Source organism: Virgibacillus sp. M23, assembly GCF_034190895.1.
Classification (GTDB): domain Bacteria; phylum Bacillota; class Bacilli; order Bacillales; family Amphibacillaceae; genus Virgibacillus; species Virgibacillus salarius.
Genome location: NZ_JAWDHA010000012.1, coordinates 1 through 14,179, shown reverse-complemented (window position 1 = coordinate 14,179; position 14,179 = coordinate 1). Strand labels below are relative to the sequence as shown.

The following is a 14,179-nucleotide window of genomic DNA, read 5'->3' as shown; positions in this document are numbered from 1 at the left end:
CAAGGTTTATAAGCAGTTATATTGAAATGACGGAGGCTATTTTTTGGCTTTTTTAGAAACGTATTTTGTAATGTTAAAGGCGATCACCGTACCAACTTCTATCTTACTTCTGATTTGCAAACCTGTTCCAAAACTTTCAATTAGTCTTCTATTCGTATTTTTGATCCCTACTCCTGTAAAATCGATTGAATCAATGCGTTTAATAGAACGAATGACGTCATTGCTCATTCCAACTCCATCATCTTTAATGATAACTCGTAAATAATCATATTTCTTAAAAACTTTAATTTCAATTGTTCCACCAGAAGTCCGTTGCATAATCCCGTGTTTTATTGCATTTTCAACAATTGGTTGAATTGTCAGCGTTGGTAGATAAAAACCTTCTACATCATCTACTTTCCAATGAACTTTTAATTTGTTGCCAAACCTTACTTTTTCTATATACAGATAGGATTCTACAACGGAAATTTCCTCTTCAAAAGGTGTCCATTTATTAAAGGAATCAGAGTCAAATTTACTCCGTAGAAATTCACTAAATTGATCTACCAATCGACGCATTTTTTCAACGTCTACAATGCTTAGTGCATTGATGGAATTTAAAGTATTAAATATAAAATGTGGTTGTATTTGTGCTTGTAACCATTTTGCTTCCATTGCTGATTTCAATTCCTGCCTCATTTGATAGGATAAAGCAAGTCCTAATCCTAAAGGCCATCCAATGTAAAAAGGGAGAATAAATAGAACTAATAAAACTTGGAATGAATGTTGTGTTGGTCCAATTAGTTGCCCCTCGATTTGACCGCTAAATGCTAAATACCATCTATAAGAAAAAACTGGGATGATCAAAACGACTGAAACAGCTGTATATAAATGTACTAAAAATTGAACTTTATTTGTTTTAAAGAGTATAGCAACTATCGCAATTACTGCAACGAGTACGACAATAAAATCATGGTAAAGATATCTTGCAGTAGGATTTGTTTGATTTATAAACGACATGATAACGGATAACAGAATTAACGCTATTATTAGTTTTTGTCTTTTTCTTTCATTACCAAAATCGCGAAATCTAAGGATACCCTCCATTAATAGAATTGCACCGATCAATGTACAACAATTGTTTAAGAATGTGATCAAACTTCCATCAAAAAAATATATACTAATAAAGCTTACAAACCAACTAACAGACGACCAAGTCCAGAAAGCAGGCCCTTTTACCATAGGGTTAATTCTCCATAAAACAATCATTAATATTAATCCCATAAAATTAATGATACCAACAACTAGTAGAAGCGTTGCTAGATCAAGTGCCATATAAGCCTCCAATTAATTCGATAGATTATTAGTTTATTGATCCTTCATTTCTCCACTTTCTAATTATGATGAACTCATTTATAATAACACTCATATTACATGTTCGAAACAAACAAATTAAATATTGATTTTCCTTGCCTAATCAAGCAAGTTCATTTTCCCCTTCGGAACGATTATCAAGTGTTGCTAAAGGTCCTAACAATAAGGAGAGCAAGAACTAATTTAAGCTAGTTCTGTTTTTGCCTTGTTCAATACCTGTATTAGTCAAAGATATCTGCACAAGTTCATAAAGCTTCACTAATTGGCATATGAACTTGTTTCTTGATGATTTTTTATCTGGTTTCTAATTTTCTAATGTATGTTAGATAACAGTAAAATAAAGTTTGCTTATTTTATTAAAATTATTTAACAAAAGCAACCTTTACTGTAAGTACATTCCAAATAGATGTCGATTGAATGTATAGTATCTTTGTTCAACAACTATCTAATTTTCAATATTATTTTCCCTTTCGCCCTTCCAGACTCCACATATTCCATCGCTATTTGGGCATCTTCAAATGGCAAAACTCTATCAATTATAGGTTTGATTTTACCGGTCTCAATATAGTTTGCGATTATACGTAATTGCTCTCCACTTGGCTTCATAAACAAAAATGTATATGGCGCATTATGTTTTTTTTCAAGCGTAGTAAGTTTATGGCCTGCTACTGAAAACAACAATGTTTTAAAAAATCCAGAACCATATTCTTTACCAAAACGAGCATTCGGTAATCCTGAAACAGAAACTATCTTTCCTCCGCTCCTTATCACTTCAAATGATCTTTCCAGTATCTCGCCACCCAGTGTATCAAATACGGCATCATATTTTTTCAAGATCTCTTCAAATTTTTCTGTCTTGTAATTTATAACTTCATCTGCACCAAGTGATTTTACTAAGTTCGCGCCAGCTTCACTGGCGGTCGTTGCAACGGTGGCACCTACTAATTTGGCCAGTTGAATAGCAAATGTACCGACACCTCCAGCCCCAGCTTGAATTAAAATCTTTTGTCCCTTTTGTAGATCCAAAATGTCTATTAGTGCTTGATAGGAGGTTAACCCAATTAGTGGGATCGATGCTGCTTCTTCAAAGCTCAAATTTTTAGGTTTTAAGGCGATATCATCTTCATGAATAGCAATAAATTCAGCAAAAGTACCCATTTTGCTTTTACGTGGACGTGCATATATTTCGTCACCAACTTTAAAACGAGTTACCTTTGCGCCAACCTTTGCAACGACACCAGAAAAGTCATTCCCTAAAATAAGTGGCATTTTATATTTAACTAACAATTTCACTTTCCCATCGCGTATCTTAAAATCAACAGGATTAATACTAGCTGCATGAATTTCTGCAAGTACCTCATATTCATCAATTTCAGGTGTGGGCATTTCTGCCAAACGCATTGGCACTTTTCCATACCTATCAATAACCATTGCTTTCATAGCCTATACCTCCAAATAATGTGTGTGTTAAATTCCATCATTATTAATAAAACTTCTGCATGAAATGATCAATATTCAACACAAGCGTTTTTAATAAATCTAATTCTGTACATACATTAATATAATAAAAATTTTTTGTCCCTTCTTTACGCATTAAAATCACACCGGCTTCTCGCAAAACCTTAAGATGATGGGACACAGCAGGTCGAGAAAGATGTGTCTGTTCAGTGATTTCACCCACACGTAATCCTGTTTGACAATCGGTTCCCATTAGAACTAACAAGATTGATTGACGTGTTTCATCACCAATTGCCAAAAGTACTTTTTGACATTTAATAAAATCCTCTTTGATTATATTTAGTTGATCCTGTTTATTCATTCAATAAAATACCTCCAAAATCAGTTTAATGGTTTAAGTTGATAAACCATATTAATAAAAACAACAGTATACTATTGTTATGTTAGATGCAATATTGAGAAAGCAAATCGAGACGAAGATATTTTAGGGGGGGGAAGCATTATTAACTTTCATATTCAGCAACTTTAAAAAGGAGATGATGTTAGAATGCTTTCGTATTCCAACACTAGATAATTAATCTAGAGGTCTTCTAAAAGGAAGAAACATGAAATGCAGAATCACTTTATTACGAATCTCAAAATCATCAAATAACTTCTTGACTAAACTACTCACAGCTTCTTCCGTTGCATAACCTCTTCCTGAAGCTTCGGGAGAAAAAGCAGTATCCTTAAATATTGTTTATATTTCTAATGGATAATTCGCTAAAAGTAGTTTTAAATTTTTAGAACTGTTTTCCGTTCTCTTACTAAAGCTTTAGGAGAACGTTTTTTGTTGTGATTAAATCAACCTTTCCGTCAAATTTAACCAGCTGATATCTTTATGCATATTTCTGTATAACTAGCCATGAATAAGAAAACAATACATATGAAAGCAATGAATAGGGGGTACATATGAAGTTTTCTCGATTACAAATATTTCTATTGCTAGTTATGTTTATTGGTATCTCGAATCATGTGATTTTACTTCCCCATTTGTTAGAAGTTGCAAAAAGAGATGCTTGGATAGCATCTATTATCGCTTACTTTATAATAATGGTTTGGGCACTCTTTTTAAGACGAATCATAAATAAATTGAAACAACAGCATTTACAAAAATGGTTAAATGTACGTACGGGTAAACTAATTTCAACCATTATTATCATTTCCATTTCTATATATATTTTACTAATTGCGATTATAGCGTTTAATGATCTAATTAATACGGTTCAAATATATTTCTTACCGCGTACATCTATTTGGATTATAGCTATACCTTTCATTATTATTTGTATTTGGGCTGCTTCTGCAAACTTAAAAACAATTGTATATTCTGCTTTATTATTACTACCTTTTGTCATGGTTTTAGGCTATTTTGTCGCAATTGCAACATTCATTGAAAAAGATTATTCCTTTCTTTTTCCTATATTTACGAAAGGAGAGGAACCAGTATTAAAAGGGATCATGATGGTATTAGGGGCTAATATTGATTTTATCATTCTTTTTTTACTCCAAGATCAAATGAAAAAACAATACTCCTATTTGGGGTTGATTAGTCTAATAACTGTATTAACCATTCTTATCCTTGGGCCAACATTAGGTTCGATAGCTTCTTTTGGTCCTTATATTGCTTCAAAAATGAGATTTCCTGCTTTTGAGCAGTGGAGATTAGTAATGATTGGACAGCATGTTTCACACCTAGATTATTTTGCAGTGTTTCAGTTACTAAGCGGCGTGTTTATAAGATTATCGTTATGCTTTTATTTACTTTGGAATATTTGGAATAAACCTTCGACCAAATTAAAGTGGACAATTATTGGAGTCATTATTATGACATTAATGGTCGTAACCGCGCCACAAAATAGTGATATTTGGATACAAAAGTTTACACAGGATTATTTTTATTATGGCGCACTGATTTTTGGAGTTTGCTTGACTCTTATCTTAGTACTCATTGGAATCTTCTCTAATAAAGGAGAAAATACAAACTCATGACAAAATATACAACACAACAAATAACTAAAAAATTACGCAGTAGTACATTACGTATTGACCAGCTACAAGATTTTTTCTCTGTCCATGCAGATGTGGAATATATACCTAGTGATGAAGCTGCAATTGGCTCTTTTTACGTAAATGGAATGGTTGATTCTGTACAATTAAATAATTATTATAATCAAATAACTACAGCTATTTTGGAAGACAATATTCATACAAATAATGAAGAATTACCACCTCTTTATGTTATCGACAGCTTCGATGACGTCATTTCGAAAATCCTATCTGGTTATTTCATTCTTTATAAAGTAGGAGAAAACGTTGTATATGCAGTAAATATTGCAAAAATCCCTCAACGTAATCCAGAAGAGTCGAACACAGAATTATCCATAAAAGGGCCGAAAGACGGTTTTACCGAGGATGTAAATGTTAATATCGCATTGATTAGAAAGCGTTTAAAAACAGAGGATTTATATAATGAATCATTCGAGTTAGGATCCATTAGTAAAACGAAAACATCACTTATTTATATACATAATAAGGCGAATATGCAGGTGATTAAAGAAGTACGTCAGCGGTTAAATAATATAAAGGTAGAAAGTATTTTAAGCAGTGGTCAATTGGAACAATGGGTGTCTGATAGAACGTTCTCATTATTTCCGTTATTTGATAATGTTGCACGTCCAGATTTTGCAGTGGAGTGTTTGTTAAGAGGGAGATTTATCATCATTATCGATGGCTCCCCATTAATCCTAATTGGTCCAATTAATTTGTTTGAATTGTTGAAATCTCCAGAGGATGTCCACTTTCCTTATCATATTGTTGCCTTCCAGCGAGTATTTAGACTAATTGGGCTTCTACTATCCGTTTTTTTGCCTGGTTTTTGGATCGCTATCGCGTCCGTTAATATTGACCTGCTTCCCTTTAATTTATTGGCGACAGTTGTAGAGGCTAGAGGTGGTATGCCATTACCATTTATACTGGAATTTTTATTCTTGTTAGTATTATTTGAAATCCTTAAAGAAGCTGGGGTACGGATGCCGAAGCCTGTTGGGCAAACGATTGCAATTGTTGGAGGTATTATTATTGGGGATGCACTGATTCGTGCAGGACTTGCCTCTGCAACACTTATTGTTGTGATTGCGCTTTCCACTCTATCTACGTATACCCTAGTTAATCAATCATTAATTGGAACAGTAAGTATAGTACGGGTATATATGATATTAATTTCTGGATTTTTAGGTATATATGGTTTCTTACTAGGACTATTGAGTATTGTTGTTTATTTGGCTCGTTTAGAATCTTTTTCATTGTCCTACCTTGAGCCGGTTGTTGCATTAAGTTTTAAAGAATTTCTGGCTGCATTATTAGTTAATCCTTTTAAACGCCGGAATAATTCAGCACAGATGCTTCAGAAACGGAGAAGATAATATGCGACAAATGGTTATGATCCATCTTTTTTTCATTCTAATAGTAATTGTAGGCTGTAGTGATGTAAAAGAGATTCAAAATAAGAATTATGCGACAGCTATTGGTATTGATTACAAGGATGATAAATATATTACGTATGTACAAATGGTTAGCTTAAGTGGTTTATCAAATGCAGAAGGTGCCACAAATACACCTCCTGATATTTTTGTATCTCAGTCGTCAGCAAAAACATTTAATGATGCCCTGTTTAAATTGTATAATTCAGCTCAAGAAAAAATAATTTGGTCACATGTCACTAGTATTTTACTGGGGGAAGCCGCTATAAAGCATGGTATTACAAGCATTTTTGACGGAATGACCCGATATAACGAGTTCCGGTTAACGCCGTGGGTGTTTGGTACAAAAGCTGATATCAAGGATATACTCTCTACACAAGGTTTTTTTAATCAAGGAACGTTACAGACTATTTTGCATAATCCTGATGATATAATTGAACAAAATTCGTTGTTTCGACCTTTAAAATTACATGAATTTGTTAGAGAAATATATGAGCCAGCTTTCACTAGCTACATTCCTTCATTGGCTATTAATCATACACAATGGAAGAAAAATAATAAGGATGATGCCAAGTTAATGTATGATGGAACATTTTTTATGAAAAACAATACATTTAAAGGATTCTTTGAATTGCAGGAATTAAAGGGCTTACGTTGGATCACTCCAGATACGGATCGAACTGCCGTATTAGTCTCTAATCTAGATAATGATGATGAACTATTAGTGGTAATTGAAAAATTAAAAGTCAACATTAAAAATATTATGAAAAAAAGTAAGCCAAGATTTAATGTACATATTGAAGCCGAGGGGTACGTTACCAATCAAAACAAGAGCTCTGCTATTATTACGGATAAAGTAATTAAAGCTACAAAAGAGGTCATAAAAAATCAAATAACAGATTTATATGAACTTGGAAAAGAGGAAGGAACTGATTTTTTTCGTCTAGAACATATTTTATATCGCGACCAACATAAATATTGGAAGAACTTAGTTAATAAGGATTCTTTTTTTACGGAGGATGGAATATTAGATGAAATACAAGTCGATTTAGTTTTGAGACATGCTGGAGCTGGAAAAAATAATTAATTAGTAATATTAAGGAGAAAAGCTTTCACTTAACAATGCTAACTATAGCAGCATTTGCTTAATGAATGGAAAGCAAATTAGCCTGTAGAAGACTAGGGGTACTACTGGGTTATACTTCTAAAGCTAGTATCTTTTAGGTGTAGGTATCGGTTGCTTCTTGATTGCGTATTATATCGTATAAGGCTTTGCCATCACTAGCGTGTTTTTTGCTATATTGTATAGGAATTAGCGCAAAAAATACTGAAAAATAACCAAATTAATAACAGACTTGTGTGCCCAGTGAGATATTCACTAGTATGAGATAAATGAGCAGCAGCAGGAACCGATATTGAAGATATTTCTTCCTGTATGGACAAGGAGGTGCGTAAAGAGATTGTCAATTCTTAAGGCTTTATAATGACAAAGGCGTCTAGAAAATAGATTCTATTTACTCGAATCGATCTATATTTAAATAATTCTTTACCTCTACCAAGTATCAATACTGACCTTCCAATAAATATTCTTGCCATTGTATAATGACCAAGTTGATGAATAAAACTCACGATTAGTAATAATACAAAGAAGACCCACAACGCAGTCTCAAAATCATCCCATACAAATAGTGTATCAACTCTAATTATGCTTTTTATCGTATAACTCTTTTTTGCTATCATTAAAGCCGTTGTTAGAAAAGTAATGCGAAAAACAGAGTGGAGTTGAATATGTAAAAAGCATAAGCTTGATTTTAAGCTTATGCTGCCTCAAGTAACCTATAAATTAAAAATAGTTCCCATTAATGAATAAACAATGACGGTAGAAAATAGTACAGTCATATAAATAAGTGAAAATAAAAACATCGATTTTGCCCATTTCTCCGAATTCATTTTGTGGTAACCGATAATGCTGAGTGACAACCAAGAAAGACTTAGCAGCAGAGCTACTAACTGTAAGCCTAGACTTAGTGTACCAAGTAAGAAGCTGGTTGCTACCACGACAACTAAATAAATATTTGTTTGAATATAGGTTCTCCGAATCCCTTTAACTACCGGAAGCATAGGAACTCCTGCAGCTTGATATTCTTTATGCTTGCGAATAGCAATGGCATAAAAATGTGGCATTTGCCAGATAATGGATATGATAAACAAGCCAATAATTGCAGGGTGAGTAATATCCGGATATATAGCTGCCCAACCGATCAGTGGCGGCATCGCACCTGAAATACTACCAATTTCGGTGTTGTAAACAGTTCTACGCTTACTCCACATTGTATAGGGTACTGCATAAAAGAATAAGCCTAAAAAGCCCAGTAGTCCTGCCAGTGGTGTTGCTAGTACAAGGGTGAATATGCCAACCAAAGACATCAAAATTCCAAGACATAAAACATAGGTTGGTTTAATTCTTCCAGTTACTGTTGGCCTATTTTTGGTCCTTTCCATGATTTCATCAATGTCTCGATCATACAAGTTATTAAAAGCACCAGCTGCACCAATAACGAGGCTCGTTCCAACAAAAGCAAATAGAATTTCGGGTAATTTTTCATAGAGGCTATATTGATAGGTATAAATAGCTAAAAATAACCCTGCAAACATTGGGATTAGATTGGATTTAATAATGCCGGTCTTTACAGTCTGTGCAAGAGCATTTACTAAGGATTGATTTGCATGCATTTGATTTTCTTTTTTCTTCATGTGACCATCTCGCTTTCTTACCCTTTCATTTTAACAAATATAGTCACATAAATAGTTAAAATGTATTTTCTTCACATAATGGACATTATTTCATACCATATATATCTACTGTCTTATTCTCAATAACAGAAGAATTATTTTGATGATAGACATATAAGCAATGACAATCATTTTACTTAGGTATTTTGAAAGTAACAGTTGTACCCATATAAGGCGTACTTTGAATATCTAAGCCTACTCCATATAATTGTTTAAATCGTCGATTAGTATTCGCTAGTCCAATCCCACGTCCGCTTCCATAAACCCATTCATCACTTAGAATTTGCTTTACTTTTTGTTGATCCATTCCGACACCATCATCGATGATGGTAATACTATAATAAGTGTTATGTTCTACTATTTGAATACGAATTGTACCGCCCTCTACTTGCTTTAGGATACCATGTCTAACAGCATTCTCTACGATTGGCTGGATGGATAGCGGAGGAATTTGTATTGGAATGTTATCTTTGATCTCCCAGGAAACATGTAGTCTATCTCCAAAGCGTTCCTTTTCAATAAATAAATACGAGCGTGCTAAATCAAGTTCATCCTCAAGAGGAATAAGCGCATTTTTATTCGTCATATCAAAGCTTCTTCGCAAGTAATTACTAAATTCTTCAAGCAGTTTTATCATTCTCTTCGTATCAATCTCAGCTAAGGAAGCAATTGTATTCAGTGTGTTAAATAAAAAGTGTGGTTGTATTTGTGCTTGAAGCCAAGCAGCTTCCATCCGAAGTTGTGCATGGACGGATGCTTTTAGACTTGTTAAAACATCAACACGAGCTTTTAACTCTAAGGCATCTATTGGTTTTGCAACATAATCATTAGCACCTGATTGAAATCCAGTATAAATATCTTCTAATTGATTCCGTGCTGTTAACAGCAAAATAGGTAGCTCCGAAATGGAGAATTGCTTTCGGATAATCTTGGTTAATTCATAGCCAGACATCGTTGGCATCATTACATCTGCGATAATTAAATCCAATTCTCTTGAATGGATATGTAATAATGCTTCTTTACCACTAGTGGCAGTAATCATGTCATAATATGGACTAAGTACGTTGTGTAAAATACGTAAATTAATCGGGTCATCATCGACCATAAGTATACGTGCTTGGTTTCTATTTTCTCTTGCGGCTGATACCTCCGTCTCTGCCTCATCTATTGGATAAAAGTTATGAACATGTTCATGAGTAGCTGGTGCTATCTTATTTTCCCCTACATTTGTTGCGTTGTCTGCTATTGGGAGCGTAAAAGAGAATGTAGAACCCTTACCAATAACTGATTGAACAGACATGGTCCCACCATGTAATTCTACTAATTGTTTACAAACACTGAGTCCCAAACCAATTCCGCCGTTATCTTTCATATTTCCTTGGTTATATGGCTTGAAGATATTTTGTTGCGTCTCTTCACTTATCCCTATACCGGTATCTCTAATATGAATGGTTGCAATCTTATTTTCATAAGAGGCGTCTATCGTAACACTTCCTTCATTCGTGTATTTAACCGCATTATGAACAAGGTTAAAGATTATTTGTAGCAATCGATTTTCATCTGCATATACCTCTGGAAACGAGGGGGAAATGTTTAATCGTAATTGTAAATTTTTATTTTCTGTCATATAAGTTATCATATCAAGAATAACAGCAGCTACGGAGTGCATGTTTACTCTTTTCTTATTTAATGTAATATATTGATCTTGTAATCGAGAGATATCAAGGATGTCGTTGAGGGTAAAGGTCATTCGTTGCCCTATTTGTATGAGTAGGTGTAAGCTTTCTTTATTTTTAGCTGATAAAGAAGCAGACCCATTACGTAAAATAGTTTGGGCAATATTAATAATTCCATGAAGCGGATTTCGTAATTCATGGGAGGTATTTGCTAGAAATTCATCTTTCTTTTTATCTGCGTTAAGCAGTTCAGCTTTTTGCTTCTCATTCAAATGAGCCATACGGATATGACGTTTGAATAAGAATAAAGCAATGGTAATGATTGAGATAAGAAAGTCGAATGGGTAATACGGCATATCAATTAAATTCATATTTACAATATTTCCCCATATTAATACATTTGATGTGTAGCTGGTTACAAATAATAGAATAAAGATGGCATCTGCCTTTCCTCTTCTGATTGTTTTAATCGTTTGTGAGAATAAGAAGTAGAAAGCAATTAGGAAAAAGATCATCATTCCAAAATTAATAAAAACAAAAAAGTCAATAGGAACTACCACTAAGCTGACAGATAGGATGAAATAAATTACTAGAAGTGATGTAAATAAACGGCTTTTTACACGGTATAATGATTTTACAAATGCTAATAATGCCAATAACGTACTAATAAATAATATGGATAGAAGCTTTTGATACCATTCAATAGGAATTGGTAGCTCCAAAACGATATTATCATCAATTAAGTTAGTAAATGCTGCTAAGATTAGCATTAGTCCATAAAAGAGAAGTTCTTTTTGTGCTTTCCCTTTTCTCCCCATGAGAAATAAACAAATGGCGTACATGCTATGTAATAAATAAATGATAAAAATAGTTACTTGAAAAGCGATTGATCCGCTTTCCAGCTTATTAATAGCCTGATCCGTACCAAACTGAATCGCGTTCGTAATACCACCTTCAAAAGGAATTTGGTAATTTGATATATGAATCAAGAGCTCCATTTCGTTCGTATTATTTGTATGGAAGATAGTAGAGAAAGGTCCGTTTTTTTGTACATGCTGTTCCTTGCTTTTAGTAGGGTGATTAGATGCTGCTACGAGTTTATCGTCGATGTATACATTAGCCGCAGTTGTGATATCTTTTATACGAATTCCGTATAACGATTGCTCATTCTCTGGAAGAATAATTTTTAAGCGAAACGTACCATATCCATAGGATGTTTGTTTATCTTTGGTTTGATTCCATTCACCTTTCCAATTGCCTGGTACATTTATATAATTGGTAGCCTTCCATTGCTGTAATGGCGTTAGAAATTGGTTAGGATAAAATTCCCATTCTCCATTGAGTGTGATGGTTTGGTCATCCTTGAAATCCCAAGTACTTAGGTCAATGACTCCGTTTTTCGCCTGCGGGTGCTCGGATGGTTGATGGTACAGGAGCCAGCCAATCCGTAAACAACTCAACAGTATGAGAAAAACACTAATAATAATAAATATCTTTGGAAGAGACATCTGTTTCTTATTACGCATGTTTTGTCACAGTCCTTTAAATTAATATGCTCTACTCTAACTTATTTATCATTTCTATTCAATGATATATTTTTATGGTAGATAACAAAGGCTAGGTCATTCATTCCTTTAGAAATCAGTAGAAAGATATAGAACATCCTAATTCTGTTCGAATATATAGTTCAATGATTAATATTGCAAGCTTAGTTGTATTGTATTAGGTTTCCGATTTTCTTCATAAATAGTATGTAGCTATTTCTTAAGTAAAATGCTACGTATAAATCCAATCTTTTGACCTCTACTAATTTTATAGATAGACTACGAGTTAAATACCTTATATAGTACAATCGATTCATACTTAAATGGGAGTAGGGAGGATATATGGGTGAAAGCGATTCTTGTAGACGATGAACAAATGGCAGTAGATTTTTTGGAACATCTTCTTAAGAAAAATAGTGATATCGATGTTATTGATAAACTAACTAACCCGCTAATGGTAAGAAAAAAGGTTCAACAGCTACATCCAGATGTTGTTTTTTTAGATATAGAAATGCCACAGGTAGATGGTCTGGAATTAGCTGAACAATTACTATCCAGTCATCCATATTTACAAATCGTTTTTGTTACTGCATATAATCAGCATGCGGTAAGAGCATTTGAAATAAATGCACTAGATTATCTTTTAAAGCCTTTTTCGATACAACGTTTAAACAAAACCGTAGAACGTCTTTTGGCAAAAGTTAATGGTGAATCTAAATCTATGTCTTCTAATAACTCATTAAATAATACGCTACAGATAAATGTATGTGGGAGCTTATCACTCACAACTAGCCATGGGGAAACGGAAGTTATTTCATGGCGAACCTTGAAGGCGAAGGAATTATTTCTATATCTATTGCACAACAAAGAAAAGCTAGTTCAGAAGTCCTTTTTAATCGAGTTACTCTGGCCAGACTTAGACCCTGAAAAAGCTTATGCCCAATTATATACAGCTGTTTACCATGTAAGAAATGTCTTAAAGAAATATCCAAGCAATTTTAAGATTATAAATACCAAGGAAGGGTATACCCTATCTACGCAAAATATCACGATAGATATCCAGCTATGGAAGGAAAAACTAGAACTAGCACCTCCTATGACTATAAATTCGATTGATAGATATGTTGAGATTATGGATTTGTATAAAGGTTCTTATTTAGAAGAACATGGTTATTGGTGGGCAGAAAATCATCAATTACAGCTTGAACAAGTTTGGTTGGATTATGCATTAAGAATTGCTTATTTTTATTGGAAGGAGCAGTCGTATCAGGAGGCGAAAAAATGGTTTAAAAAAGTTTGTGATAGCCATCCAGAGAACGAAGAAGCTCATTTTATTTTACTGAAGATTTATGCTACAACGAATGACTCGATTAATGTTGAGAGGCATTATCAGAATTTAAAAGAATTTTTACATACAGAATTTGGAACGAAGCCTCATGCAGACATTCGTAATTGGTACAGTCAATGGAAAAAATATAATTAAATAGTTTAAAAAAGCCATGGTGGATCACTTATCCAGCATGGTTTTTTTATAAGTTAAGAAAGTATAAAATCAGTGCAATGACTGCGTTAAGCCGAGTAGTTATTTTGAAATGTTTGATGTATATTGGCAATGCTCCGACTAATTACTTCGCTTTCCGAGGGCACGGCCTCAACTAACTTTGCAAAGAAGAACACGTTGCAAAGTGGATTTTCGGCTCGCGCAATTCCCGCAGGAGTCTACGTAATTAGTCTCCGCTATGAGAAGGTGCACCAATTCTTGTCATAAGTAATAGGTTGACTTTTTTTTACAATGGGTAAAGTGAAAATCGCTATCCGTGAGTATAAAAGCAGC

At 33.7% G+C, this 14,179-nt stretch carries 9 protein-coding genes; 4 read left to right on the top strand and 5 right to left on the bottom strand.

Annotation, left to right across the window (positions count from 1 at the left end; all coding sequences use genetic code 11):
- Window positions 1-36: 36 nt before the first annotated feature.
- The 3 genes from RVS70_RS06990 to RVS70_RS06980 all read right to left on the bottom strand — a co-directional run bounded on the left by RVS70_RS06990 (window position 37) and on the right by RVS70_RS06980 (window position 3,172).
- Window positions 37-1,314, bottom strand: a complete 1,278-nt coding sequence (locus tag RVS70_RS06990) for a sensor histidine kinase (protein WP_205388800.1) — start codon at window positions 1,312-1,314, stop codon at window positions 37-39.
- Window positions 1,315-1,794: 480 nt separating this feature from the next.
- Window positions 1,795-2,793: an NADP-dependent oxidoreductase gene (locus RVS70_RS06985; protein ID WP_166531042.1), complete on the bottom strand. Its 999-nt coding sequence runs from the start codon at window positions 2,791-2,793 to the stop codon at window positions 1,795-1,797.
- A gap of 43 nt (window positions 2,794-2,836) precedes the next feature.
- The gene (locus tag RVS70_RS06980) at window positions 2,837-3,172 is read right to left on the bottom strand and encodes an ArsR/SmtB family transcription factor (protein WP_121605636.1); all 336 of its coding nucleotides are present in this window, start codon (window positions 3,170-3,172) and stop codon (window positions 2,837-2,839) included.
- A gap of 590 nt (window positions 3,173-3,762) precedes the next feature.
- Here RVS70_RS06980 and RVS70_RS06975 point away from each other — a divergent pair.
- From RVS70_RS06975 to RVS70_RS06965, 3 genes are read left to right on the top strand one after another with little or no spacing between them, the layout of a single operon-like run.
- The gene (locus RVS70_RS06975; RefSeq protein ID WP_121605635.1) at window positions 3,763-4,842 is read left to right on the top strand and encodes an endospore germination permease; all 1,080 of its coding nucleotides are present in this window, start codon (window positions 3,763-3,765) and stop codon (window positions 4,840-4,842) included.
- Complete coding sequence (locus tag RVS70_RS06970) at window positions 4,839-6,275, top strand: spore germination protein (protein ID WP_205388799.1); 1,437 nt, start codon at window positions 4,839-4,841, stop codon at window positions 6,273-6,275. Before RVS70_RS06975 ends, RVS70_RS06970 begins: the two co-directional genes overlap by 4 nt.
- Window position 6,276: 1 nt before the next feature.
- Window positions 6,277-7,419 carry a Ger(x)C family spore germination protein gene (locus RVS70_RS06965; protein WP_205388798.1) on the top strand — a complete coding sequence of 381 codons (1,143 nt, stop codon included), beginning with the start codon at window positions 6,277-6,279 and terminating at the stop codon, window positions 7,417-7,419.
- 749 nt (window positions 7,420-8,168) lie between these two features.
- On the opposite strand, the gene cyoE is transcribed toward RVS70_RS06965, so the two are convergent.
- Window positions 8,169-9,086: a heme o synthase gene (gene cyoE / locus RVS70_RS06960; RefSeq protein ID WP_205388796.1), complete on the bottom strand. Its 918-nt coding sequence runs from the start codon at window positions 9,084-9,086 to the stop codon at window positions 8,169-8,171.
- Between the two features lie 172 nt (window positions 9,087-9,258).
- Window positions 9,259-12,327 (bottom strand): ATP-binding protein, encoded by a 3,069-nt coding sequence (locus RVS70_RS06955; protein ID WP_321132773.1) that lies wholly within the window; start codon window positions 12,325-12,327, stop codon window positions 9,259-9,261.
- A 364-nt stretch (window positions 12,328-12,691) separates the two neighbouring features.
- On the opposite strand from RVS70_RS06955, the gene RVS70_RS06950 reads away from it, so the two are divergent.
- Window positions 12,692-13,828: a response regulator gene (locus RVS70_RS06950; protein WP_205388794.1), complete on the top strand. Its 1,137-nt coding sequence runs from the start codon at window positions 12,692-12,694 to the stop codon at window positions 13,826-13,828.
- The last annotated feature ends 351 nt before the right edge of the window (window positions 13,829-14,179 follow it).